The sequence below is a fragment of the Paenibacillus sp. BIHB 4019 genome (assembly GCF_002741035.1).
In the GTDB taxonomy this organism is placed as follows: Bacteria; Bacillota; Bacilli; order Paenibacillales; family Paenibacillaceae; genus Pristimantibacillus.
Genome location: NZ_CP016808.1, coordinates 2,144,239 through 2,167,882, shown reverse-complemented (window position 1 = coordinate 2,167,882; position 23,644 = coordinate 2,144,239). Strand labels below are relative to the sequence as shown.

Genomic DNA, 23,644 nt, shown 5'->3' with positions numbered 1-23,644 from the left:
GGGCTTTGCGCCTTTATCCTGAACAAAGATAAACTTGGCGGACACAGCAGCAGCTATTTCAACAGAATCGCAGGTTTGGGTACAGCTCGCGGACTCAGGAGCTGCTAATGCGCTGCAAATAGCCATTTTGACGGGGTAATGAAGACAATAACGGCTTTCCTGTCCACCTACAGCCAGAAACCGTATCAAAAGCCAGAATAGCGGAACCTCAGTCCGTCAAAAATGAAGCGAGCGTCCCGAACGGCGTGATCTCCGCAGCAGAGTCCTTACATTGATAAAAGGCGAAGAGCCGCTGCTCTCCGCCTTCCTTGAAATAGACTATGCTTCAATCGCAATCGCGCTTTGCATAATCGTCTGACAATAATCAATAATTTCACTGCGCCGCACAATGCCAATAAAATGCTCGCTGTCATCGACGACCGGCACAAAGTTCTGCACCTTCGCCAGCATAATGAGGTCTTCCATGTTCGCGTCAATTCGAACCGAGCGGTGATTCAGCCGCAGCGGGACGTCCGCCAGCTTGACTTTATTGGTCATTTCGAAAGTCAGCTCCGGCCTATTTTTCATAAACCATAATAAATCGCCTTCTGTGACAGCACCTGCATATTCGCCCTCGGCATTAATAATCGGTACGGCTGTATAACGGTGATGCTCCATTTTCTCCAGCGTCTGCCTAAGTGTTGCGTCATGCGTTACCGTTACGACTTCCTGCTTGGGCAGCAGAAAAAACGCAATGTTCATCCGTCACTCAACTCCATTTCTTCCTTCGCTTACCGCCATGAGACTGCCTGCAGTCTACTCAGCGTCGCTTGCGCTGGACAATGAGCCAACCGGCTTCTGCACTTTCGAAGCGTACTCATCCGGCATAATTAAATCCTGCTTTGCCGTATCGGGGTTCAGCCAGCTGCCAATCATCGCCTGCGTCTTGGACAAATCGTCTTTATCCGCAAAATAATACCATGCGCCGCCGTTCGTCAGCCTGTGTCCCTCGCCTTTCAGCGTATGGCTGTATATCGTGCGGTTATCCTGCTGCAGCAGCTGCTGGGCCAGCTTGATCATCTGGTCAGGCTGGATGTCCGTACTGAAATTTTCGCCCATAATGTCAATCAGGTCAGGAATTTTGCTCCATTGGCCGACCTCAGATACTTTATCCAGCAACTGGTTCAGAAAAATTTGATGTCTTCCCGTACGGCTCATATCGCCTCCGGCATCTTCACGGTAACGAACATAATTCAGCGCATCATTGCCATTATATACATCCTGACCGCCTTTCACGACAAACTTTTCGTGATCGGGATCTTTATTTACTATATCTTCTGCAATCGGCAGGGAAATCCCTCCCATTGCATCAATAACATCTCTGAACCCTTGAAAATTAATAGCAGCATAATAGTTGATAGGCTGGTTAAATAGATTTTCGACCGTCTCTATCGCCATCTTGGCTCCACCAAATGCGTACGCATGCGTAATTTTGTCCTCTTTGTTTTTACCCACAATTTCCGTATACGTATCACGCGGGATAGACACCATGAGAATAGCGCCATCCTTCGGACGTATGACCGTATAAATCATCGTATCCGATCTTCCCGTCTCCTTGCCGCGCTGGTCAACGCCGAGCAGCATAAGGGCGAACGGGTTCGTATTCATATTGCCGACCTGAATAGGTTCGCGGCCTTCTATTGGTTTATAGGTTTGCTCCAGCTGCGTAGCTACCTGATCGGAGAGAAACCAGTTGAAGCCCAGCATAGCAAGCGCTCCACGATTGAAATAGCCCGCCGTTCCAAGCACAAGCACCGCTGCGCAGAGCGTATATATCCACTTCTTCTTTTTTGTCCATTTTGACATTGCTCTAACTCCTAACTAGTAAGATTATAGTGCTTAAGAAGCACACTCACCATCATAAACGACAACACTAAGGCATAGGTTACAAAACTTTTACAAGACTTTGCTACCAAATGATGTATTCTAGCGAGTTTTGGCAGGAATAATAGCAAGCAAGGAAGAATATAGTGTAACGCACATTCATTTTTAGAATCAGAAAGGATGACCTACTCAAATGCAACAATTTAATCAACCTGATCAATCCTCAACTGGGCTCGATCCTAAGGTCGCAGCGCTGCTTTGTTATGTTCTGGGCTTTATCTCTGGAATCATCTTCCTTGTATTGGAGAAAAACAGCCGGTATGTGAAATTTCACGCGATGCAATCGATCATTACGTTTGCTGGCTTGGGAGTCGTTTCATTGGTCATAAACATTATTCCGATTATCGGCACACTAATTAGCGCCCTGATTAGCATTCTCACCTTCGTCCTTTGGATCGTCCTCATGCTTCAAGCTTATCAAGGCAAGCAATTCAAGTTGCCTTACGTTGGCGATATCGCCGAGAAGCAAGCTGCACAATTCAAATAAGCTGTTTAAAAATAAGGCTCCCATCCGCTCAAGGATAGGAGCCTTATTGCTTACCTGCTGCTTACAGCTGCCTACCCGCCTAACGCACACTTGCGCAGCCAGCCTAATCGGACAGGTCCCCTGCCGCATCATTACCGATGCAGAAACAGGGTAGCATTCAAATACCGGCGAGCCAGCGAGTGGAAATACGCCGTTTGGATCGAAATCGCCGCAATGAACAAAATATTGCGGAGCGCCTCCGACTGGTCATTCGTCAAATCCGGCAGCTTCTGGGCAAAACGGTCCGCCGATGCTCTAATCGCATTTTCCGTCAATGCATCCTGCTTGCTGCCGCCCTTCACATGGCCGAAGGTATCTAGAAGCTGGTCATTATTCGCATCCAGCTCTTCAAACATGGCCGAGTAAGACGCATATAGCTCAAGCGGGCCGATCAGATCGGCCGATTCATCCTCCGGCTTGATGAATAAAATCTCAAGCAGCTTGCGAATCGACTCAAAATCAAGATTCGACTTCAAATCATCAATGACGAACAACAGCGCCGCTTGATTCAGGGAATACTTTTTGCCCATTTTTGGACAATTAAAATACGCTTTGAAATCGCGCTTCACCCAATTCTGCATAGAGGTAATAGACATGTTGGAATACTCCACCATATGGCCGAGCGTAGCGATTTCCTGCAGTGAGAAGCCTCTCACCTCATTGCCTTTTATCATCTTCTCCAGAATGGGGGGAAGGGCCGTGGATAAGAAGGCCGGCAGGGAAGCTCCAGCTTCCAATGCATTGCGGTGCGTCTTCTTCCAGGCATCCTGCAGCACCTGCAAAGGACGATGTCCATCCTGTCCATCCAGCGCCATCAGCAGGCAAGCCATTTCTTTTCGAGTAAGCGTGAATGACTCCATATCGCTTTCCTCCTACTTGTACTGAACCATTTCAAGTTCGAATGAACTTATCATACGCCCGCGATATAGGAATGTAAAGATGAGATAATAGCCAATAATATCAACATTTTTCGCATTTTTGCCTGTAATTTGCCTCATATGGCCTGCTAACAACGAATGGCGAGATTGCATATTGACCCTTGAGTTCGGTATATTAGTTCATAAGAACTTAAAATTCATTTAAAAAGGATAGTGAAAAGTAGACATGGGTATAGGACTTAATCTGTTATTGATTGCATTATTAATTGTGATGACTGCCTTTTTCGTGGCAACGGAATTTGCTGTTATCAGGCTCCGGGCAAGCCGGGTCGATCAATTAGTGCTTGAAGGCAAGAAAAACGCTCTTGCCGTACAACAGGTTACAAGCAATTTGGATGGTTATCTGTCGGCCTGTCAGCTTGGTATTACCATTACAGCGCTCGGGTTAGGTTGGCTAGGTGAACCGACAGTGGAGAAAATCCTGTTCCCTCTTTTTCAACAGCTTAGTATAAGTAGTGAAGTCAGTCACGTATTGTCCTTTATTATCGCTTTTGCTTCCGTAACCTTTCTGCACGTCGTTATTGGTGAGCTTGCTCCGAAGACGTGGGCGATTCAAAAAGCGGAATTTATCAGCTTTACTGTAGCAAAGCCAATCATCTGGTTCCACAAAATTATGTATCCTTTCATCTGGGTATTGAACGGTTCTGCAAATGCGCTTGTGCGCCTGTTCGGACTAAAGCCGGTGAAAGAGCATGAAGACGCTCATAGCGAAGAAGAAATTCAGATTATTCTGAATGACAGCTACCAAAGCGGCAAAATCAACAACACGGAGTATGGCTACGTGAGCCGCATTTTCGCCTTTGACGAAATGCTCGCGAAGGAGATTATGGTGCCCCGCACCGATATGATCTGCCTGTATTCCAATAAATCGTTAGTTGAGAACATGGAAATCATTCATAAAGAACAATATACACGCTTTCCTGTCGCACAAGACAGCAAAGACAACATTATCGGTATGATCAATACGAAGCAAATGTTTTTGCAATTTCATCATAATAAAGAGTTTGATTTCAAAAAGCTGATCCATCCTGTACTTACGGTTTCCGAAGTGCTGCCTGTCAAAACGCTGCTCAAGCGCATGCAGCAGGAGCAAGTGCATATCGCCATTTTGATGGATGAATACGGCGGAACGTCAGGCCTCATTACGATTGAAGATATTCTAGAAGAAATTGTTGGCGAAATTCGTGATGAATTTGATGCTGACGAGCGCAAGGACATTGAGAAGCTTGCTGACAACTGCTACCTGCTTGACGGCAAAGTATCACTCGACGAATTGAGCGAGCTTACAGGGGTCAACCTGGAGCATGAGGAAGTCGATACGGTCGGCGGCTGGCTGTACAGCGAAATTCAAGATCCGCGCATCGGCAAAGAACTTCATCATCATAATATGCGATTTATTATTCGCGAGATCGGCAAACACCGCATTAAGAAGGTTGAGCTGATCATTGAAACGGATGAAATAGAAGCTCAGGTCGAGACAACGGCCTAAGGCAAATAAAATAAAAACGGGGTGCATCTCTTAAATGAGAAGCGCCCCGTTTTTTCGAATGTTTGGTCCCCCTGCCTCATGACGGAGACCATGTACGATGAAACCCTGAAATGATGGAGAATACAACGAGCGAGCAGACAAGCGAAAGCGGAACAGCGCTGCCCGTTAAATAGCAAATCCCCCCGATTAAAAGGACACCTGCGCTGTTAAACACCACAAACTTTATGGCTGCTCTTGCCTTAGTACGGCCTATACGAAATGCAGCATAATGGAACGCACACATAAGAACATGTATGACGTATAAACTAGCAAAAAATATAAAGAACACAGCAAAACCGAAATCCCCATTGATGTCCGTATCATGAGATAAAAAATAATAATCCGCTTTGATCCATACAAAGCTGTAAATCGCGCTTAAAATAAAGGACACTGCGCTGACATTGACGATAAATTCTTTTTGCAATTTCCCCATAACCGGCTCCTTCTCAATAGCATTAGTTAGCTGGCTGCTCCCGCTTGAACAGCTGCTTCATGAGCGGCGGCGTGACTAACGTTGTCACCATAATAACGAGTACGACCGGGGTAAAATAAGCCTGCGGCAGCAGCGCCGACTGCAAGCCGGAAGCGGCGATAATGAGCGCTACCTCGCCTCTTGATATCATTCCTGCCCCAATTCCTATGGACGAGCGCATATTGAAGCCTGTGAGTCTTGCTCCGGCTGCGGCGCCGAACAGCTTCGTCAGTATCGCAACAACGGATAATAGAGCGATAAACCCTATTTGCTCGCCGATTCCCGCAAAAGTAACGTTAAGCCCAATGCTGATGAAAAAAACAGGTACAAATAGCGAATAGGCGATCGGCTCGATCTTCGTTTCAACCGTATGGCGAAGCGGCGTTTGCCCAATCGCAATCCCCGCAGCGAATGCTCCGATAATGCCAGCAACGCCCATAGCGTCTGCGAAATAAGCGAAGCCGAAGCAGATAACCAGCGCAGCGCTTATCGCTGCCTCTGTAACCGGGAAGCGGGCCAGCCGCTTCATGACGATCGGCACCAGCCACCAGCTCGCGGCAATAATAACAGCAAAGAACAGCACTTTTTTCCCGAGCAGCAGCGGAATCGAGACATCTCCTCCTGATCCAAGCAAGCTCATGACCACAGCCAGCAAAACAACGACTACCACGTCATCTACAACCGCCGCTCCGAGTATCGTCGTGCCTTCTCTAGAGCTCAGCTTGTTCATTTCCTTCAACGTTTGCACCGATATGCTGACCGAGGTGGCGGAGAGCAGCAGCCCTAGAAAAATCGCCTGCGCGGAGGATAAGCCGAACAAAACAGCAGCCCCATATCCTCCGGCGAATGGCAAAATAATGCCCCCTAGCGCCACTGAAAATGACGCTTTCCAGTCTTTACGCAGCTGCTCCAAATCCGTCTCAAGCCCTGCGATAAACATGAGCAGCAGCACGCCGATTTCTGAGAAATGAGCCAGCCAGTCGCTATTGTTTACCCACCCAAGCAAGGCGGGACCCACGACTATGCCTGCAAGCAGCTTTCCGAGTACAGCAGGCTGGCCGGCCTTGACGGAGAGTGCCCCTGCTATTTTGGACACCGCGATAATTAGCATTAACGTTAAAATAAATTCCATTTTATTTTCCTCCTTATTTGCAGCAAAAAACATAAAAAAGAGCCCGCATATATACGGGCTCTTTACAAGCAGACAGAGAAATCCCGTTGTTGACAGACTCCTCCGAAAAACAGCTTTTTATTCAATTAAACGCTCAATACTTTTATTATACCTAAAATGAGCCTCAAAGACCATACTTTCCGCCCATTAACTGCCGCTCAAGCTCTCGCGTACCGCCTTCGGAAGCGACTTTACAACCAGCTCATAGGAATGGGTGATCATGCTCTCGACCTCGTCTTGCTCCAAGCTGCCATCGAGCAGCACCGTATTCCAGTGCTTCTTGTTCATATGGTAGCCAGGGATGACCGCCGCATGCTGCTCGCGTAAATTTTCAGCAATGACAGGGTCGCATTTGAGCGATATCGATTTCCGGTCGTCAGAAATCAAAGCAAACATCTTTCCCTCAACCTTCATAACCAGCGCTTCCGGTCCGAAAGGATAATCTTCATAAGCGCCCTTCTTGCCGAGGCAAAATTCAACATAATGCTCCATACCCGTTGTCCCCCTTTCTCCTTATCGTACCATCTTCAAGGGAACAAAATAAAGTCCTCGCCCAAACAGCTGCTGCCGTTTAAACGAGGACTTATTATGGTTATTAATTCATTAATTAGTAAACAAGCGAGAACAAGCCGTTAACATGCGACAGGTAACGAACGTTACTTGCTTCTTTCATCAGGGAAGCTGTAGTGCCTCTCAGACGAAGCTGGCTTGCGCCAACGGTTCCGATTGCATCTTTGCGGCCAAGGCTCGCAAGAACGCCGGAGTTAACGAATGTAAACGATTTTTGCGGCAAGCCTTTGGATTGCGCGAACAGGTTGTAGCCGATTGCTTCGCCCATTTGCCATGCGATTTGTGCACTTGGCGGATATGGACGGCCGTCTGGGCTAAATACAACTGCGTTGTCGCCAGCCAAGTAAACTTCAGGGTGCGAAGTCGATTGCAGGAACTCATTGACTGTAGCGCGTCCACGGTTTACTTCAATACCGCAGTTTGCTACAACAGGGTTGCCTGTAACGCCGCCAGTCCATACGAATGTGTTAGCCACAAGCGTTTGACCGTCTTTCAAAATAACTTGGTTGCCTTTTACTTCTGTAACCGCAATACCCATCAGCAATTGAACGCCGCGTTTTTCAAGGCTTGCTTTCGCACGGTCAACAAGCTCCACAGGGAAACCAGCCAGAATCGACGGGCCTGCTTCAACGTTGTATACCGATACTTCGCTGATGTTAACGCCGTACTGCTCACACCATTTTGGCAGCATGTCGGCAATTTCACCGATCAGCTCAATACCAGTCAGGCCGCCGCCGCCAACAACGATCGTTGCGTCAGCTTTGTCTTTGGATTTTGCATATGCAGCAAGACGCTCTTGAATGTGCGCGCTCACGCAGTTTGCTTCCTCAACCGATTTCAGCGTCAGGCTGTTCTCTTCAAGGCCTGGGATGCCGAAAAATGCTGTTTCGCCGCCAAGAGCGATAACAAGCGTATCGTAGGAAGTTTTTGCACCGCTGGAAAGGTGAACTTGCTTCTGGTCCGGATCAATTTTGTCGACTGTGTCGATAACCAAATTGATGGATTTATCTTTGAACAGCTTCGTCAGCGGCAAAGCGACGTTGTTCTCATGAACGCCGCCAACGGCCAGACGATGCAATTCCGTTACGATTTGGTGCGATGGAATACGGTTAACAACGGTAATGCTTGCTTCCTCGGGAGACATATATTTGCGAGTTGTCAATGCGCTCAGCAAACCGCCATAACCGCCACCCAAAATCAAAATATGCTTAGACATACTGATCCTCCGTTCTCATTCTGATCCGATCTTAACGCTGTTTGTTGCGCTCTGCCAATACATCCAAGAACGATTGCGCGAAACGCAATGTTTGTTGGACCTGAGGATCTTTCAGCATTTTGAGAATGCCGAACAGACCGATTGTCGTAGGCTCTGCATGTGCACGATCATTAGCTTCTACAGCAGCCGATGCAATGCCTTTGGCTTTGTCCGTAATTGGCTTAACGAATTCCTCGATACCATGCTTCATGTCGCCCATAAGCACTTGGTCATTCGCTACAGTTGTTGCCACATCATAAGCTTTGGTCATCAAAGTAACCATTTCAGCAAGCTTAGGCAAGCTTTCTACCAGCTGATTCAGCGAGCTTTGGATTTCCGGTTTAAGCAATTGCTCCAGAACGTCCAGTTCACTACGTACAGATCCCGTCTGTACTTCTTGCTCTGTTAATGTTTCCGACATACGAAAAATGCCTCCCTTGCGTTGATTGTTGCATGATTAGTTAAACGCCGTTACAACTGCAAGCCGCCTCTGAAAAAAGCCTGAAATTGTGAAATGTTTCACAATAAGGATGCATCATTAGAGGGACTTGACCACACTCATGTTCATTTTATTCCTTTGCGACAAAAACTGCAATTACAACTTTTAGTTACTTTTGAAAAGTTCAAACATAAACGGCATTGCCGCCCCTTAAAGGCGCTGCCGTTACGCTTTGAAATAGAGGAAAATGTTGTGCAGCCAGATTATGCATCCTTATATTTTAATAAAAAGACTGCTTTTGCAAGCAGCCCTTCGTTTTATAATGCTTATATTATAGCTTAAAATCATTATCCGCATTCACTTCCTCCGCTGCGTAAAGCGGCGAACGCGCCTGCAGCCAGTGGAAGAAATTCGTCGCAATCACTTTCAGCACCGCATAACCTGGAACGGCTAAAATAATGCCCGCCAATCCAAACAAGTTTCCAGCGGTCAAAATGACGAAAATAATCGTAATGGGATGAATATGCATGCTTTTTCCCATAATTTGCGGAGAAATAAACTTTCCTTCGATAAGCTGGACAATCGTCCAGATCACAAGCATTTTCAGCAGCATGACAGGTGAGGTTACCATCGCAACAATGAGCGCTGGCGTAATCGCGATAGCTGGGCCCAGATACGGAATGATGGCTGTACATGCGGCAATCAGCGCCAGCACCAGCGAATATTCAAGCCCAATGATCAAATAACCAATATACAGCAGCACCCCAATGCAGAAGCTTACAATAATCTGACCTCTTATGTAACTGCTGATTTGGCCGTTCATTTCGCCCATAATGCGCTTCGTGTGCGCTCTCATGTTCGTTGGCAGAATAGCTGCAATATAATCCGGCAGCCTTTTGCCATCTTTTAATAAGTAGAACAAAATAAATGGCAGCGTAATGACCGCAAGCACGACATCTTTAAGCGCCCCTACGAATGAGCCCAAACTTTGCCATACGCCATTCAGCAGTTCAGTCGCCCGCTTCGCAATATTGCCGCTTAAATCCGACGGGTTAACATTGAGCCACCGCTCAATATCCCGCAGGTCGCCGCTGTGCATCAGCTCATCAAACTTCGTTCGCAACTGATCCCCATAGCCCGGCAAATTATCGACCAGACTGACGATCTGTGTAGTTACAAGCGGAATGACCACCGTCATCAAAATCGTAAGCAGGCCTAAAATAACCGCAAAAATCACAAAGATGGAATAAACACGCGGAGCCTTCTTCGTCTCCAAATAATCCACAATCGGATTCAGCAAATAATAAGCTACACCCGCCAAAATAATCGGCAGCAGCACCGTCTTGAACAATACAGCGAGCGGCGTAAACACGTAGGAGATTTTGCTCATGACAAAAATATTCAGACTAACCAGGAGCAGCACGAGCAAAAATATGACGAATTTATTATTTAAAATAAACTGTACAAACCGTTCTTTTCCTGTTTTAAAATGGTCCATCCGCTGTTCCTTCTTCCTGCTTATGATGTTCTCAGCTTTCTGCAACGATTTCTCCCGTACGCGTCAAGTCATACCCTTCGATGGCTCCCAACTCCTGCTTGAAGCTTTGCGACCGTAAAATGCGAATGACCGCATCAATGAAGAGTTGATTGTCCGGCTTCTTCAGCATAACCAGGTCGTATTGCTCCTGAACGAGTGGAATATAGGTAAGGCGGGAGACGATCGCTGCAGCCCTCTCCGTTCCAATACCCACATCTGCCTCGCCTGACGCAACCTGAGCCGCTACTCCAAGATGGTTCGTCTGCTCCTGGTCATAGCCTATTATGGAAGCTGCCGGAATACCATGCAATCGAAGCTGCTCATCCAGCAGCACGCGAGCACCGGCCCCGCGCTCCCGATTTATGAGGCGAAGTCCTGGCTTCGCCAAATCGGCCCAGCTTGCCAGCTTAAGCGGATTGCCCTGCTGCACGAACAAGCCTGCGCTCCTCGCCAACATATGAACAACGATATAAGGTGCCCCAATCAATAGTTTACGAATATAGGGAACGTTATATTCCCCTGTATCGCCATCCAGCAGATGCGTGCTGACGATGTCAGATTCTCCCCTATACATTGATATCAGGCTGTCCATGCTGCCGACATAGGAGCGCAGCGGGCGCAAGCCGGGTCCCTCCCGCTCGATATGCTTGGCCAAAATATCCAGGCTCATATCTTGCCCGGTAATGACAATCGGGCGTCCCCCGCCAGCCGTTGACAAGGCAGCGTTTCGGTCCGATAAATCCAGCGCTTTCGCGTATGGAGCGCCTTGCTGCTGGGAAGCCATTGGCTTGCCGGCAGGCGCACTGGCTTGGAGGCCTTTTGCCCGCAGCTTGTACGCTTCCAGATCGGAAGCGTCAATCCGCATCTGCTTGCCTACCCGGTAGGAGGGCAGATCTCCTTTTTTAATCAAATCGTATACGGTTAGTTTGGAAATTTTCAGAAGCTTGGCAATTTCTTCAGTAGTATATGAGATGTCAGCGGACATATGGGATCTCCTTAGCCTCGTCCAGCCCAGGTCGCAGGTTGAATTCGGTTATTATTTTCATACCTTTAATTGTAGCATAATCTATTTCAAACCTCCCATCTCACTTTACAGTCGAATTGACACCAGTCTATAATGATGTTTAGTTATAAATAGATATAATAAACTATATTTGGAGGAGAGTTTATGCTTACACCTTTCAAGAAACCTGCTGTACTATTTTTCATGTTGGCTGTGCTGCTTGTATGCGCGGCATGCGGGGCGAACAATACTGGAACGGCTGCCTCAAACACAAGCGCAAGCAGTCCTAGCGCTGCTGTTGCAGAATCCGCATCTCCGCAGGCGAGCGAAGCTCCTGCACCTGCCGAGAAAGTAGATTTAACGATCTCTGCTGCTGCCAGCTTGACCGATGCCCTTCAAGAGCTCAAGCAAGCTTATGAAGCTGCGAATCCATCCATTACCTTAAACTTTAACTTCGGCGCATCCGGCGCATTGCAGCAGCAAATAGAACAAGGCGCCCCGGCTGACCTGTTCCTCTCTGCTTCTTCCAAAAACCTGAAAGCGCTCGTTGAAGGAGGATTTATTGCGGAAGACCAGCAAATGAAACTTCTGGCTAACGAGCTCGTTATTGTAACGGGAGCTGACAGCAAAGTGAAAGTATCCGCTATTGCTGATCTCAGCCAAGATACCCTTGGCAAAATCGCAATCGGTATTCCAGAGAGCGTGCCTGCCGGCAACTATGCAATGGAAGCTTTGACGAACGCTAAGCTGTGGGACAGCCTGCAATCCAAGCTTGTCCAAGCGAAAGACGTGCGCCAAGTGCTGCAATATGTAGAAACAGGAAATGTAGACGCTGGTTTCGTCTATCGTACAGATGCGTTGACTTCCGATAAAGTGACAATCGCTGCTGCTGTTGATCCAGCAACTTATACGCCAATTGTATATCCAATCGGTATTGTGAAAGAAACGAAGCATCAAAGTGAAGCGGAAGCTTTTTACGCTTACCTGCAAACAGAAGATGCCATGAACGTATTCACTAAATACGGGTTCTCCGCGGCGAAATGATTGGGGCAGGCATAGATTGGCCCGCATTTTGGACGCCGATCCGGCTTTCTCTACAGGTTGCCTTACTATCGAGTGTCGTAACCCTTTTGCTAGGGGTCCTTATTGCAAGATGGATGTCAAAAGCAAAGTTCAAAGGCAAGCTGCTGCTTGAGACGCTATTTATGCTGCCGCTTGTACTGCCGCCGACGGTCGTTGGTTTTCTGCTGCTTGTGCTGCTCGGCCGCAGAGGCTGGATGGGCAAGCTGATCGAGTGGGTGTTTCATGCTCCAGTCATTTTCACCTGGTGGGCGGCGGTTATCGCCTCCATAGTCGTTGCCTTCCCCCTCGTCTACCAGACGATGAAGGTTGGCTTTTCCGGGGTCGATCATAATCTAGAGGATGCAGGCCGCTCTATGGGCGGCAATGAATGGCAGATTTTTCGCTACATTACGCTGCCGCTTGTTTGGCCTTCACTCATCAGCGCTTATATACTCGGCTTCGCCAGAGCGATCGGCGAGTTCGGTGCAACACTTATGATTGCTGGCAATATTCCGGGTGTTACCCAGACAGTGCCAACCGCGATCTACGTCGCTGTAGACGGAGGCAACATGGCGATGGCTTGGGCATGGACGATTGCCATCGTTCTCATTTCCTTCCTTATGCTGGCACTCACCCGAAGGAAGAGCGAATAGCCTTATGTAAAAAATAAGCATAGAACAAGCCGTGCTTCTCTGCAGCAGAGAAACACGGCTTGTTTTTACCTTTTGTAGCAAGCTTTATCTAGCGTATAAAATGCTCCAGCGCCTTATTCAAATCCTCCAGCGTCTTCTTCTCCCCATGGTGAATGGCATCCACCACACAGCTTTCCAGATGATCCTTCAGCAGCAGCTTGGCCGCATTATCGAGCGCCTTGCGCACCGCTGCAATCTGCAGCAAAATATCAGAGCAGTCACGTCCGTCAGCCGTCATTTCCTTCACGGATCGAACATGTCCCTCAATACGGGCCAATCGATTAATAATTTGTTTGCGATGCTTATGCTCATGCGTATGTGTATGCGTGTGCGTCTGTGTATGATCCTGCTCCAAGGCACATCCTCCTCTACTCGACTTGAGCGATCGTCTGTTTCGCATTCATCCGAGACTTAAAGCGCTGCATCAAATAAATGGAGCGCACCAGTTGATCAATCGCGCTGACCAGCCAGACGCCTGCGATGCCCATCTGAAAATGCAAGCACAGCACATAAATGCCCAGCACTCGTATTCCCCATATACCAATGATTGTACTATACATTGGACTCTTCGTGTCACCCGCCCCTTGAAGAGCGCCTGCAAGGACTAGACTCATCGCCAGAAACGGCTGGGCAAATGCATCAATGCCGAGCGCAGTACGGACCATTTCAACGATGACGATATCTTCCGTAAACCAGCTTGCCGCTATTCCTGAGCCAAGCCAGAAAACGATGCCGATTATGGTCATGAACACTACGGCTATCCATGCCGTCAGCAGCCCATATTCATAGCTATCCCGCGTTCGCCCCGCCCCCAGCTGCTGGCCAACCAGCGTTGTAGCTGCTACTGCCAAGCCATAACCAGGCAGATAAGACAGCGCAATCACATTGCCTGCTATTAAATGCGCAGCGTATACTTCGGTGCTTATTCGAATGACGAGGCCCAAATAAAACATTTGTCCGACACGCATAATCAGCCGTTCTGCTGCAGCCGGCAACGATAAATTTAATAGCGGATATGTATAGTTCTGAGAAGATTGTTTTTTAAATAGGGAAAAAGAAAGCTTCGATTGCTGTATGTATTTGTACAACACCACAGTTCCAATGACGCGGACTATGGACGTCGCCCAGCCTGCTCCGGCAATTCCCCAGCCTTCCCAGCCGCCAATGCCGAATATGAGTACATAATCCAACACGATATGAATGAGATTGACCCATATGCCAACAATCATCGGCGCTCTTGTATTGCCCGCAGAACGCAAAATGCTGCCGAAGATCGCCATAAGCGATATAAACAAGGAAGGCACCGCAACAATTTGAAAATAAATAACGCCTTGTGCCAAAACATCTGGCGCTGCTCCCATTAAATGCAAAATGGGCTCCGCAAAAAATAAGCTTACAATGCCTAATGCTAAGCCTGCAAACGCCGATATCCATGTCGACTGCCTGGCAATGGCCTTAGCCTTAGTGAAATCCCCGGCGCCTACTGCTCTGGCTATTAGTGAAGAGGTGCCAATTCCTAAAGCCGTAAATAACGCAATATAGACCGCTATAACCGTGTTGCCCACCCCAACGGCAGCTACTTCATTCAGACCGATTCTAGAAACAAATAATGTATCGATAAATCCAACTATCGTGAGCAAAAAGTTCTCAATCATTGTCGGCACAGCAAGCGCCAATATGATTTTTATTTTTTGCCGCCGTGTTGTCATTCCGGCCTGTTGAGCTTCCAGCATGGCATCCCAGCCCCCCTGATCGTTTAAGCTTAGTTTCCTCATCATATCCCCCCATGGGGGATATTGCAAAGAAAATCTCATCTCAGCATAGCCTGAAATTAAAGCTTTACTAATCAGGGGCCAGTATGTTAGCCTTATTTCTACAGATATAGAAATAGTAATTAAGGAGGGACTATGCATGGAGGAGCAGGAAGCCATTCAAGCAGCCGTTAAAGTTTATAAAGCGCTCGGAGAACCGACCCGCTTCAAAATCGCCCAACTGCTTGCCAAGCAGCCTGATCAATGCTGCAGCACGCTTGGACAGCAATTAGAGATGGTTGCAAGCTCTACGCTTTCCCATCATTTGAAGCAGCTATCAGAATGCGGCCTGTTAAAAATGCGCAAGGAAGGCACGTTTATTTACTACAGCCCGGATATGGACGTAATACAGAAATACGCTCCTTATTTGCTGGTGTAATTTTTTTAGTTTATATTTCTATATTTTTAGAAATATGAAAATATAAGTGGAGAGGACTATCATCATGCTGTCGAACACATTGAAAATTTATTTGCTTGCCTTAATTAGTTTTTTGGTTGGAACGTCGGAATATGTCATTGCGGGGATACTGGATAAAATTTCGGAGGATATTGGCGTATCGGTCAGTGCCGCCGGCCAGCTCATTACCTTTTTCTCGCTTACTTATGCGCTTGGCACACCTATTCTGATGGCCCTGACAGGACGGATTGAACGGCGCAAGCTGCTGCTTTACGCAATGGTTGTCTTTGTGCTTGGCAACTTGCTTGCCATTGCTCTGCCAGGCTTCGGCTTGTTCATCGCCGCCCGCATCATTATGGCGCTTGGAGCAGGCGTCGTCGTCGTAACCTCGCTAACGCTTGCTGCAAAAATGGCCGCGCCCGGCAAACAGGCCAGCGCAATCGCCACCGTCGTCACCGGGTTTACTGCCGCGCTAATCATCGGCATTCCGATCGGACGTATGGTAGCCGCATCTTATGACTGGAAAAGCGTTTTCGGTGGCATTGGCGTGCTCGGACTGCTTGCCATCATTATGATTGTCTTTGCCATTCCGCGATACGATGGCGAGCCTTCTGTACCGCTGCGCGAGCAGCTAGCCTTGCTCAAAACACCAAAAATTGCTGCTGCTTTAGGCGTCACTTTTTTATGGATCGTCGGCTACTCGATTCCTTATACGTATATATCGCCCTACCTCCTGCAAGTGACCGCTATGAGCGAAAATACACTAAGCATCGCCTTGTTCGGATTTGGAGTAGCCAGCCTGATCGGCTCCAAGCTAGGCGGCTACAGCACAGACAGATGGGGCGTGAAGCGTACGTTAATGGGTGGCATGCTCGTTCATGCCGCTGCCCTGCTGCTCATTTCCTTCAGTGCCAGCTCCTCGGCTATTGTTTTCCCGCTGCTTATGCTGTGGTCATTTGCCGCTTGGTCATCCGGGCCTACACAGCAATACAATTTGCTGACGCTTGCGCCAAGCGCATCAAGCATTATGCTGAGCCTGAACACTTCCGTGCTGCAGCTCGCTATGGCAGTTGGGGCAAGCGCAGGCGGACTAATCGTCGCCAAAGTCTCCTTGCCTAGCATTACGTGGATTGGCGCATTCGGCGTCTTGCTCGCGGTAGTTCTTATTGTCCTTTCACGCAAGCTGACCAGCAACCGCGAGCCAGCAACCGTTCCTAGCGTCGCTCCACAGGCTTGAAATGACTTGCAATGATTAGTAATGTATTTGCAAAGTTCTCTTCATCTTGCTTTAATAAACAACCTCTATACTAGTACTCAACCCCCCTTTTAATTAATATAAATGCTTAGACACACAGCCCGTTGCTGTGTGTCTCTTTTTGTCTTTTATTCAGCCTGCCCGAATTAGTCATCGAAAATATGCATAAAAAAGAAGCCTGCCGAGACGAATCTCAGGCAGACTTCTTTCGAATAGAAAAATCTATTCAGTTGTGTACGGCAGCAATGCTACTTGACGCGAACGTTTGATCGCAACAGTCAGCAGGCGTTGGTACTTCGCGCTTGTTCCAGTTACACGACGTGGCAAAATTTTGCCGCGCTCGCTGATAAACTTTTTAAGCAGGTCCGTGTCTTTATAATCAACTTTAGTGATTTTGTTCACGGTGAAGAAGCAAACTTTACGGCGTTTGTTACGTCCGCCTTTGCGGCCGCCGAATTTGCGTTCTGGACGCTCTCCGTCTCCGCCATCTCTTGGCTTAAAGCTCATTCGAATCCATCCTTTCAATTAAAATGGCAAATCATCCTCAGATATATCGATCGGTCGACCATCATCCGAGAACGGATCACGGTTGTCGTTACGTGAGTTGTTACTGGAGCGGCCGCTATTGTTATTACTGTTGTTGTTGCTGTTATAGCCGCCTCCGCCTCCTCCACCGTTACCGTAGGAAGAACCGCCTCCGAAAGAACCGCTTCCGCCGCCCATGGCACCGCTCTCTTCACGCGCTCCGCCCGCATCCTTGTTGGATTCCAAGAAACGGACGTTGTCAGCGATTACTTCCGTCACATAGACGCGCTTGCCTTCGTTGTTCTCGTAGTTCCGAACCTGAATACGACCTTCAACCGCCGTTAAGCGGCCTTTGCGCAAGTAGTTGGCGCATGTCTCGGCTAGCTGGCGCCACGTGACTACCGGAATGAAATCCGCTTCACGCTCGCCCTGACCGCTCGTAAACGGACGGTCAACTGCTATTGTAAATTGCGCTACTGCAACGCCAGCAGGCGTGTAACGCAATTCAGGGTCTCTCGTCAATCTACCAATAAGTATTACACGATTCAACATCGTCTCTGACCTCCCAATCGATCAATCCTTGGCTTCAACTAAGCTACGTCTCTGACGACCAAGAAGCGGATAATTTCATCCGTAATCTTCAGGATACGGTCAAGTTCGTTAACGACTTCCGTAGTTCCGTTGAAATGAACCAGAACGTAGTATCCCTCACGAATCTTGTTGATCTCATACGCAAGACGGCGTTTACCGCTAACATCTTGTTTCGTAACTTCTCCACCATTGGAGATGATGCCATTAAATTTCTCAACGACAGCTTGAAGAGCTTCTTGCTCAACATCAGGACGAACAATGTACATCACTTCGTATTTGCGCATTATGTTTCACCTCCTTTTGGACTAACGGCCCCATAAATGGAGCAAGGAGCGAGGTTCTTACTCGCATCCTCTAACTATACCAAATATTCAGCCCAAAAACAAGCTTCTATTTCCTCCCGTTATCTGGTGTTCATGAACGTCCGTCCCCCGGCTCATATTAAGGTAGCGGGCAGCTGAACTCATCCTGCTTGCAGGCCTGATGCCATTACGGCATAACTGCTTAAGTGGCAATTCACATCATATACAGGAGGTAATTTACGATGGGCGAAGGAACGTTGTTTTCCGCTGGCGATAAGGCGCCGAATGATGGCACGTACATCGAGGATGGCGTCAATTCCTTTCACCAAGGCATTCAAAATCCGCAGAAGGTGAAACTGAGCAAAGGCCAGCGCTTCCCGGACAACACGAACCATGAACGCAAATGGAAGCGAATGGGCCACTAAATTTCAAAACGCATGTATAGCTTTCGCCCAGCGTGGGCATTCTATTTTTGACGGTGTGAAGAGAGGTGTGGTTCCGTTGGACTTCATAGTGCAAGGGCTGCTACAAGAGGAATTTGTCCACTGAGCTTTAGAAGCGGAGGGTTGTGCCAAAGACAATGTCCGTAACACACGCACACTTGCCCATCTCCAAAAGTAAAGCGGCCTATGCCGCCTGCCAAAAGAATGGACAGGTCAGTTAACGAATACGCAGCAGCGGAAACGTTGGTACTGATTGAATAGTGATTGCTCCCATGTTTCTGTTGCAAAGTAGTGTGAAAATGTACTCAATCGATCAAACACCGTCCGGAGAAGGAGCTCGCAAGAGCTCCTTTTTCGTATGCTTATTTTTTTCATTATAAAATGCTCGTTCCATGGTAAAGTATTCAGAGTATGCCGTATGAAATTGAGGTTTAGAATTTAGAGTTTGAATTACAATTGACAGCAATTGCTTTGCACAAAGGTGGGTATTATCTTGCATTCTGTAACGGCGAAGCAGCATCCGTCCTCTGCTTCCTTTATTCGCTTGTATGTTTTGGCCTTTTTCTTTTTCGCCGCCAATTCCGCTTTAACGATTATTTTGCCGCTCCGAAGCGAGGCGGTGGGGATGAATCAGGCGGAGATTGGTTTAATTATGGGGGCCTATATGTTTACCTGCATGCTCCTTAGACCTTTTGCCGCACAGCTAATTGGCCGTTTTGGCCCGCTTTCCGTTATGAAATGGCTGCTTTGCGCCCATGCTGTACTCCTTCTCCTTTATACCGTTAGCGGAACGGAGCAATACCTATGGCTTAGAGCTCTGCAGGGAGCTATAACCGCTTTCTTTTCCATGACGATGCAGGTAGGAATCGTGGAATCGTTGGAAAATAAAGATCGGGCCCAGGGGCTATCCATGTATACCTTGTTTACGATGGTCCCGTCACTCATAATCCCGATTGCCGCTTTACAAATATGGCAAAGCAGCAGCGAGCTGTTATTCGCCCTGTTGATGATCGTACTGGCTGCCGGCCCTCTGCTCATTTTCTATCGCACGGCACTTCCGAAACGGACCTTGCAGGATAAAACCTATACGCTCCGCGATATGGCAGCGTCACTCGGTACGATTTGGCAAAGCCCGCCCATGCTCATTAGCAGCATCGTTATGCTGCTGGCCTCCTGCGTGTTTGGAGCAACTGCTACCTTTCTTCCGCTATTTATGCTTGCCGCCGGCTCAGGGGATGCAGGCGTATATTTAACGATACAGGGCCTGGTCGTTATCGCCTGCCGCTTTATTTTGCGCAAAAAAATCCCGTCCAATGGCAGCTGGAATACGTGGCTCATGGCCGGGATGCTGTTGTCTGCTGCGCTTGGGAGCCAGTTGCTAGCCATGCTGGACATTGTAGGCGCCTTTGTATATGTATCAGCCGTATGTAATGGCTTCGCCGTGGCGCTGCTCTATCCGACGCTGACGACCTATCTCTCCTTTATTTTGCCAGAGAAAAGCCGCTATGTGCTGATGGCGATTTTTTTATCGTCCTACGATCTCGGTTTTTCGCTTGGCGGATTCGCCATGGGCATTCTACTGCAAAGCAGCTCCTACCCTGCCATGTTTACTTGCTGTACGCTATTATCCTTAGCAGCGGCACTTATAATTATTCTGTCCAAAAGAACGATGGAAGCAAAGCCAGCCCCTTAAGGAGCTGGCTTCCTTCAAGCCAAGCACAACAAAAAAGGCTGACTCCCGTTTCAACGAGGAATCAGCCTTTTCATATCAACTCTATAGTATTGCAATCGCCGTTACAGCGCATATGTGCGAGAATGGCGGAGAAGGTGGGATTCGAACCCACGCACGCTTTGACACGCCTAGCTGATTTCGAGTCAGCCCCCTTGGGCCTCTTGGGTACCTCTCCGCATATAAGAAGATCTTATCATATTTGCCGCCCCGATGCAACTAAAACCTCTTATATTTTTATGCCGTTTGCATGCAGTCGGTTCGTCCCTGTTTGCATTTGCTGCGTGCGAGCTTGCCCATAGCGATATTCGCCAATAAAGGTGGAATGCCACACCGCGAAAATATAAAGTGCCCACAGCTTCCGCGAGTAATCGCCCTTGCCCTCCCGGTGCTGCATCAGCATGAGACGCGCAGCAGAGACATCAAACCATTGCGGCACAACGCTAATTTGTTCGAGCATTTGATCCCCGATCTTGCCATGCAGCCACTTGCGCAGCGGGATCGGAAATCCGAGCTTAGGCCGCTGCAATAACGGCTCTGGAAGAATGCCTCGCATCGCTTCCCTCAGCACGTATTTGGTCGTGCCGTTTGCCAGCTTGTACTCGGCTGGAATTTTGCGGGCCACCTCAAACACCTCTTTATCGAGAAAAGGAACGCGCAGCTCCAGCGAATGCGCCATGCTCATTTTATCCGCCTTCATCAAAATATCGCCCGGCAGCCAGAAGTTCATATCAATCAGCTGCATACGAGTCAGATCATCCAGATGGCGGCTGTTATAATAAACGTCGCTTGTCAGCGAAGCCGAAGGCTGCATCGACGCCAAACGCTCGGGGCTAAGCAGCGCGATTTGCCGTTTGTCTGCTTCATTGAACAGCTTAGCATTTCCATAAAAACGCTGTTCAATCGGCGAGAACCCCCGCAGCAAATAGTTTTTCCCGCGAAAAGCGAGCGGAACCCGCTCCACCATGCGATGCAGCCGAGACTTCATGCCGTTTGGCAGCCACGATACAGGGCGCAACGAGCGCGGCTCGCCATAGATGCCATAACCGCCGAACAGCTCATCCGCCCCCTCCCCTGACATCACAACCGTTACCTGATTTCCGGCCAGCTGAGATAGGCTGTATAACGCGACGGCTGACGGATCGGCAACGGGCTCGTCCATATGCCATACAGCCTTCTGCGTATTTGCAAAAAATTGCTCAGGCGTGATTTCCTCCTCATAATGCATGGAGCCAAGCGCCTGTGCGGCTGCCCGGGCGTACTCATTTTCATTACGCTCTCCTGCAAAGCCTACCGAGAACGTTTTCGTTAACTGCTCCTGCATCGATAACGCTGCTATCGCCGACGAGTCAATTCCGCCTGATAAAAAACTGCCGAGCGGCACATCCCCTTGGCGATGCAGCTTCACCGAATCACGCAGCACGGCTCTGATTTCCTCGATAAATGTGCCGATCGGCCGCTGCTCCGGTTCAAAAGCAGGCTCCCAATATCGCCGCTTGGTTACCCTGCCCTCCCGATCGACAAGTATAAAATGCCCCGGCTCCAGCTTCTGAATCCCTTCAAACATCGTCTGCGGCTGCGGGACGTACTGAAAGGTCAAATAATGCATCATACTGGCATAATCCACATGCGGCGCTTGCCCGCTTACAGCCAGGAGCCCTTTTAATTCCGATGAAAAAAGAAACTGGTGCTCCTCCTGCGCATAATAAAACGGCTTTATCCCAAAATGGTCCCGCGCAGCAAACAGCCGCTGCTCCGCCCGATCCCAAATGGCAAAACTAAACATGCCTCTCAGATGGTGCACGCAGTCTATACCATATTCTTCATAGAGATGCACGATGATCTCTGAATCGCTTCGATTGCGAAACTGATGGCCTTTGCTCTGCAGCATGAGCCTCAGCTCTTTATAATTGTATATTTCTCCATTAAATATAAGCCAAACCTGTCCATTTTCATTGGTCATCGGCTGGGTGCCATCTTCAATATCTACAATTGATAGCCTGTTAAAGCCTAATGCCGCTCTATCCATAAGCTGTATGCCGGATTGGTTAGGACCTCGATGTCCCATCTGCTCCATCATACTGCTGATCTCCCTATCCGTTGGATCACTTCCATGGCCATATCGGATGATTCCGGAAATTCCACACATCGGCTTCTTTCCTCCACTCTCTCCTGATCGCTAAGACATAGTATTTCTAATGTCAAAACATACTATACGGAGCAAAAGTATCCGAAAGACGTCCACCTTGTTTCCAAGCTGTAAATAATGATAATGCAAAAACAACAACAAAAAAACCTCCATCGCCCTTAACGATAAGGCTGGAGGTCATTCATTCCCTTTATCCTTCATTCCATTAACAATCTAAATGGGGTCCGGCTCAGTCTGGCCCGGCGCTTGCCCGCCATCAGCAGAAGCGGTGGAACGCAGCACCTTTTTCATATTTTTCTCAAATTTAGCCCGCGGTATTAATACACTGTGCTTGCAGCCTACGCATTTAATGCGAATATCCATGCCCATTCGAATCACTTCCATTTCATTCGAACCGCAGGGATGCTGTTTTTTCATCTGGACGACATCGCCAAGCTCAAATTGCTTACGCTCCATTTCTTTCTCCGCTCCTCTCATCGCGATGATAGGTAACCATGCGTGGATACGGCGTATCCATACCGTTCTCAACCAGCGCTTTCTTCACCTGCAAATTAATTTTTCTGGCCAGCGCATGCTGCGTATTAGGCAGGCATTCCGCTATAATACGAATTTTAACTTCCGTTGCGCCCATTAGCTGAATGCCGAGCACCTCCGGCGGCTTCGCAAGATTTTCATCTTCCAGCTTATCTACCGTTGCTTGAATAATGCTCGTCGCCCGATCTACATCTTCCTCATAACCGATCGAAACGTCCACGACGGCTACAGAATTTCGCAAGGAGAAGTTCGTCACCTCATTAATCATGCCGTTCGGAATGATGAAAATCTCCCCTGTCCAGCTCAGCAGCCTAGTTGTCCGCAATCCAATAACCTCGACCGTCCCTTTGAACTGTCCAGCCTGAATGACATCCCCTACAGCAAACTGATCCTCCAAAATAATAAAGAACCCCGTAATAATGTCCTTCACCAGGCTTTGCGCGCCAAACCCAATAGCCAAACCGACGATTCCGGCACCTGCGAGCAGCGGCCCCAGCTGAATGCCCAGCTCCGACATCAACAGCATGCCGCCAATTAGATAGCAGGCGTACATGACGATATTTTTGAGCAGCCGTCCTACCGTGACCATCCTTCTAGTCTGCATCGGCAAACGGCTCGTTTGTTTATTTGATAATATACGATCAATCGATTTATTGACAATCCATATCAGCAAATGCGTAATAACAATAATGAGCGCTATTCGAATCGCAGATTCGCCAAAACGCTGCCATGTCTCTACATCCGTCAACCACTCCATGAAGTTTTTGTACATGTTTAGTGTTTTCAAGAGCT

Annotated in this window: 26 protein-coding genes and 1 tRNA gene; 8 read left to right on the top strand and 19 right to left on the bottom strand. The window is 48.3% G+C overall.

The window, feature by feature from the left end; translation table 11 throughout:
• Positions 1-318 precede the first annotated feature (318 nt).
• Positions 319-741, bottom strand: a complete 423-nt coding sequence (locus BBD42_RS09215) for a CBS domain-containing protein (protein ID WP_046232653.1) — start codon at positions 739-741, stop codon at positions 319-321.
• Between the two features lie 54 nt (positions 742-795).
• Positions 796-1,845 carry an LCP family protein gene (locus BBD42_RS09210; RefSeq protein WP_099517888.1) on the bottom strand — a complete coding sequence of 350 codons (1,050 nt, stop codon included), beginning with the start codon at positions 1,843-1,845 and terminating at the stop codon, positions 796-798.
• 211 nt (positions 1,846-2,056) lie between these two features.
• Between BBD42_RS09210 and BBD42_RS09205 the strand changes: the two genes are divergently transcribed.
• Positions 2,057-2,410 (top strand): DUF4870 domain-containing protein, encoded by a 354-nt coding sequence (locus BBD42_RS09205; RefSeq protein WP_099517887.1) that lies wholly within the window; start codon positions 2,057-2,059, stop codon positions 2,408-2,410.
• Positions 2,411-2,541: 131 nt separating this feature from the next.
• On the opposite strand, the gene BBD42_RS09200 is transcribed toward BBD42_RS09205, so the two are convergent.
• Positions 2,542-3,309 carry a DUF1836 domain-containing protein gene (locus BBD42_RS09200; RefSeq protein ID WP_056036123.1) on the bottom strand — a complete coding sequence of 256 codons (768 nt, stop codon included), beginning with the start codon at positions 3,307-3,309 and terminating at the stop codon, positions 2,542-2,544.
• A 244-nt stretch (positions 3,310-3,553) separates the two neighbouring features.
• On the opposite strand from BBD42_RS09200, the gene BBD42_RS09195 reads away from it, so the two are divergent.
• The gene (locus tag BBD42_RS09195; RefSeq protein WP_099517886.1) at positions 3,554-4,876 is read left to right on the top strand and encodes a hemolysin family protein; all 1,323 of its coding nucleotides are present in this window, start codon (positions 3,554-3,556) and stop codon (positions 4,874-4,876) included.
• 76 nt (positions 4,877-4,952) lie between these two features.
• On the opposite strand, the gene BBD42_RS09190 is transcribed toward BBD42_RS09195, so the two are convergent.
• The 7 genes from BBD42_RS09190 to BBD42_RS09160 form a co-directional block, all read right to left on the bottom strand.
• Complete coding sequence (locus tag BBD42_RS09190) at positions 4,953-5,339, bottom strand: hypothetical protein (RefSeq protein ID WP_150131530.1); 387 nt, start codon at positions 5,337-5,339, stop codon at positions 4,953-4,955.
• A gap of 31 nt (positions 5,340-5,370) precedes the next feature.
• Positions 5,371-6,519 (bottom strand): cation:proton antiporter, encoded by a 1,149-nt coding sequence (locus BBD42_RS09185; RefSeq protein ID WP_099517884.1) that lies wholly within the window; start codon positions 6,517-6,519, stop codon positions 5,371-5,373.
• Between the two features lie 186 nt (positions 6,520-6,705).
• Complete coding sequence (locus BBD42_RS09180) at positions 6,706-7,050, bottom strand: MmcQ/YjbR family DNA-binding protein (protein WP_099517883.1); 345 nt, start codon at positions 7,048-7,050, stop codon at positions 6,706-6,708.
• A 115-nt stretch (positions 7,051-7,165) separates the two neighbouring features.
• On the bottom strand, positions 7,166-8,344 hold the full coding sequence (locus BBD42_RS09175; RefSeq protein WP_099517882.1) for an NAD(P)/FAD-dependent oxidoreductase: 1,179 nt from the start codon (positions 8,342-8,344) through the stop codon (positions 7,166-7,168).
• Between the two features lie 31 nt (positions 8,345-8,375).
• Positions 8,376-8,804 carry a DUF1641 domain-containing protein gene (locus BBD42_RS09170; RefSeq protein WP_056036104.1) on the bottom strand — a complete coding sequence of 143 codons (429 nt, stop codon included), beginning with the start codon at positions 8,802-8,804 and terminating at the stop codon, positions 8,376-8,378.
• Between the two features lie 349 nt (positions 8,805-9,153).
• Positions 9,154-10,320, bottom strand: a complete 1,167-nt coding sequence (locus BBD42_RS09165) for an AI-2E family transporter (protein ID WP_099517881.1) — start codon at positions 10,318-10,320, stop codon at positions 9,154-9,156.
• A 31-nt stretch (positions 10,321-10,351) separates the two neighbouring features.
• A complete protein-coding gene (locus tag BBD42_RS09160; RefSeq protein WP_099517880.1) occupies positions 10,352-11,344 on the bottom strand; it encodes a substrate-binding domain-containing protein in 993 nt (330 codons plus the stop codon).
• A 183-nt stretch (positions 11,345-11,527) separates the two neighbouring features.
• Here BBD42_RS09160 and modA point away from each other — a divergent pair, with 183 nt between their 5' ends.
• On the top strand, positions 11,528-12,406 hold the full coding sequence (gene modA / locus BBD42_RS09155) for a molybdate ABC transporter substrate-binding protein (RefSeq protein ID WP_099517879.1): 879 nt from the start codon (positions 11,528-11,530) through the stop codon (positions 12,404-12,406).
• A complete protein-coding gene (gene modB, locus BBD42_RS09150) occupies positions 12,403-13,077 on the top strand; it encodes a molybdate ABC transporter permease subunit (RefSeq protein ID WP_099517878.1) in 675 nt (224 codons plus the stop codon). The genes modA and modB overlap by 4 nt, the downstream gene beginning before the upstream one ends.
• Before the next feature lie 88 nt (positions 13,078-13,165).
• On the opposite strand, the gene BBD42_RS09145 is transcribed toward modB, so the two are convergent.
• Together BBD42_RS09145 and BBD42_RS09140 are read right to left on the bottom strand one after the other, a co-directional pair.
• Entirely contained in the window at positions 13,166-13,471 is a 306-nt protein-coding gene (locus tag BBD42_RS09145; protein WP_269467262.1) for a metal-sensing transcriptional repressor, read from the bottom strand.
• A 13-nt stretch (positions 13,472-13,484) separates the two neighbouring features.
• Positions 13,485-14,849: an MATE family efflux transporter gene (locus tag BBD42_RS09140; RefSeq protein WP_237163425.1), complete on the bottom strand. Its 1,365-nt coding sequence runs from the start codon at positions 14,847-14,849 to the stop codon at positions 13,485-13,487.
• Positions 14,850-15,027: 178 nt separating this feature from the next.
• Between BBD42_RS09140 and BBD42_RS09135 the strand changes: the two genes are divergently transcribed.
• Entirely contained in the window at positions 15,028-15,306 is a 279-nt protein-coding gene (locus tag BBD42_RS09135) for an ArsR/SmtB family transcription factor (protein WP_099517876.1), read from the top strand.
• A gap of 67 nt (positions 15,307-15,373) precedes the next feature.
• Positions 15,374-16,561 carry an MFS transporter gene (locus BBD42_RS09130; protein WP_099521533.1) on the top strand — a complete coding sequence of 396 codons (1,188 nt, stop codon included), beginning with the start codon at positions 15,374-15,376 and terminating at the stop codon, positions 16,559-16,561.
• A 240-nt stretch (positions 16,562-16,801) separates the two neighbouring features.
• Here BBD42_RS09130 and rpsR read toward each other — a convergent pair whose 3' ends face one another.
• Genes rpsR through rpsF form a run of 3 tightly spaced genes read right to left on the bottom strand, consistent with a single transcriptional unit; the run spans position 16,802 to position 17,979 of the window.
• A complete protein-coding gene (gene rpsR / locus BBD42_RS09125) occupies positions 16,802-17,086 on the bottom strand; it encodes a 30S ribosomal protein S18 (RefSeq protein ID WP_099517875.1) in 285 nt (94 codons plus the stop codon).
• A gap of 18 nt (positions 17,087-17,104) precedes the next feature.
• A complete protein-coding gene (ssb, locus tag BBD42_RS09120; protein WP_099517874.1) occupies positions 17,105-17,656 on the bottom strand; it encodes a single-stranded DNA-binding protein in 552 nt (183 codons plus the stop codon).
• Between the two features lie 38 nt (positions 17,657-17,694).
• Positions 17,695-17,979 carry a 30S ribosomal protein S6 gene (rpsF, locus tag BBD42_RS09115; protein WP_099517873.1) on the bottom strand — a complete coding sequence of 95 codons (285 nt, stop codon included), beginning with the start codon at positions 17,977-17,979 and terminating at the stop codon, positions 17,695-17,697.
• A 260-nt stretch (positions 17,980-18,239) separates the two neighbouring features.
• On the opposite strand from rpsF, the gene BBD42_RS09110 reads away from it, so the two are divergent.
• Together BBD42_RS09110 and cntE are read left to right on the top strand one after the other, a co-directional pair.
• Positions 18,240-18,422, top strand: coding sequence for a YjzC family protein (locus tag BBD42_RS09110; RefSeq protein WP_056036068.1), 183 nt, complete (start codon positions 18,240-18,242; stop codon positions 18,420-18,422).
• Positions 18,423-18,933: 511 nt separating this feature from the next.
• Complete coding sequence (gene cntE, locus BBD42_RS09105; protein WP_099517872.1) at positions 18,934-20,133, top strand: staphylopine family metallophore export MFS transporter CntE; 1,200 nt, start codon at positions 18,934-18,936, stop codon at positions 20,131-20,133.
• A 123-nt stretch (positions 20,134-20,256) separates the two neighbouring features.
• On the opposite strand, the gene BBD42_RS09100 is transcribed toward cntE, so the two are convergent.
• The 4 genes from BBD42_RS09100 to BBD42_RS09085 form a co-directional block, all read right to left on the bottom strand.
• Positions 20,257-20,347: transfer RNA gene (locus tag BBD42_RS09100), tRNA-Ser, on the bottom strand.
• Positions 20,348-20,398: 51 nt separating this feature from the next.
• Positions 20,399-22,318, bottom strand: a complete 1,920-nt coding sequence (asnB, locus tag BBD42_RS09095; RefSeq protein ID WP_099517871.1) for an asparagine synthase (glutamine-hydrolyzing) — start codon at positions 22,316-22,318, stop codon at positions 20,399-20,401.
• A gap of 213 nt (positions 22,319-22,531) precedes the next feature.
• On the bottom strand, positions 22,532-22,774 hold the full coding sequence (locus BBD42_RS09090) for a DUF951 domain-containing protein (RefSeq protein WP_099517870.1): 243 nt from the start codon (positions 22,772-22,774) through the stop codon (positions 22,532-22,534).
• The gene (locus BBD42_RS09085) at positions 22,764-23,639 is read right to left on the bottom strand and encodes a mechanosensitive ion channel family protein (RefSeq protein WP_237163424.1); all 876 of its coding nucleotides are present in this window, start codon (positions 23,637-23,639) and stop codon (positions 22,764-22,766) included. The genes BBD42_RS09090 and BBD42_RS09085 overlap by 11 nt, the downstream gene beginning before the upstream one ends.
• Positions 23,640-23,644: the final 5 nt, after the last annotated feature.

What these genes read in the sequence shown, in the direction of transcription:
- BBD42_RS09160 (WP_099517880.1), bottom strand. Translation starts at nt 11,344, where the DNA reads ATGTCCGCTGACATCTCATATACTACTGAAGAAATTGCCAAGCTTCTG.
- asnB (WP_099517871.1), bottom strand. Translation starts at nt 22,318, where the DNA reads ATGTGTGGAATTTCCGGAATCATCCGATATGGCCATGGAAGTGATCCA.
- modA (WP_099517879.1), top strand. Translation starts at nt 11,528, where the DNA reads ATGCTTACACCTTTCAAGAAACCTGCTGTACTATTTTTCATGTTGGCT.
- BBD42_RS09215 (WP_046232653.1), bottom strand. Translation starts at nt 741, where the DNA reads ATGAACATTGCGTTTTTTCTGCTGCCCAAGCAGGAAGTCGTAACGGTA.
- modB (WP_099517878.1), top strand. Translation starts at nt 12,403, where the DNA reads ATGATTGGGGCAGGCATAGATTGGCCCGCATTTTGGACGCCGATCCGG.
- BBD42_RS09195 (WP_099517886.1), top strand. Translation starts at nt 3,554, where the DNA reads ATGGGTATAGGACTTAATCTGTTATTGATTGCATTATTAATTGTGATG.
- BBD42_RS09165 (WP_099517881.1), bottom strand. Translation starts at nt 10,320, where the DNA reads ATGGACCATTTTAAAACAGGAAAAGAACGGTTTGTACAGTTTATTTTA.
- BBD42_RS09175 (WP_099517882.1), bottom strand. Translation starts at nt 8,344, where the DNA reads ATGTCTAAGCATATTTTGATTTTGGGTGGCGGTTATGGCGGTTTGCTG.
- BBD42_RS09140 (WP_237163425.1), bottom strand. Translation starts at nt 14,849, where the DNA reads ATGCTGGAAGCTCAACAGGCCGGAATGACAACACGGCGGCAAAAAATA.
- rpsR (WP_099517875.1), bottom strand. Translation starts at nt 17,086, where the DNA reads ATGAGCTTTAAGCCAAGAGATGGCGGAGACGGAGAGCGTCCAGAACGC.
- BBD42_RS09170 (WP_056036104.1), bottom strand. Translation starts at nt 8,804, where the DNA reads ATGTCGGAAACATTAACAGAGCAAGAAGTACAGACGGGATCTGTACGT.
- BBD42_RS09090 (WP_099517870.1), bottom strand. Translation starts at nt 22,774, where the DNA reads ATGGAGCGTAAGCAATTTGAGCTTGGCGATGTCGTCCAGATGAAAAAA.
- ssb (WP_099517874.1), bottom strand. Translation starts at nt 17,656, where the DNA reads ATGTTGAATCGTGTAATACTTATTGGTAGATTGACGAGAGACCCTGAA.
- BBD42_RS09205 (WP_099517887.1), top strand. Translation starts at nt 2,057, where the DNA reads ATGCAACAATTTAATCAACCTGATCAATCCTCAACTGGGCTCGATCCT.
- BBD42_RS09110 (WP_056036068.1), top strand. Translation starts at nt 18,240, where the DNA reads ATGGGCGAAGGAACGTTGTTTTCCGCTGGCGATAAGGCGCCGAATGAT.
- BBD42_RS09200 (WP_056036123.1), bottom strand. Translation starts at nt 3,309, where the DNA reads ATGGAGTCATTCACGCTTACTCGAAAAGAAATGGCTTGCCTGCTGATG.
- BBD42_RS09135 (WP_099517876.1), top strand. Translation starts at nt 15,028, where the DNA reads ATGGAGGAGCAGGAAGCCATTCAAGCAGCCGTTAAAGTTTATAAAGCG.
- rpsF (WP_099517873.1), bottom strand. Translation starts at nt 17,979, where the DNA reads ATGCGCAAATACGAAGTGATGTACATTGTTCGTCCTGATGTTGAGCAA.
- BBD42_RS09210 (WP_099517888.1), bottom strand. Translation starts at nt 1,845, where the DNA reads ATGTCAAAATGGACAAAAAAGAAGAAGTGGATATATACGCTCTGCGCA.
- BBD42_RS09180 (WP_099517883.1), bottom strand. Translation starts at nt 7,050, where the DNA reads ATGGAGCATTATGTTGAATTTTGCCTCGGCAAGAAGGGCGCTTATGAA.
- BBD42_RS09185 (WP_099517884.1), bottom strand. Translation starts at nt 6,519, where the DNA reads ATGGAATTTATTTTAACGTTAATGCTAATTATCGCGGTGTCCAAAATA.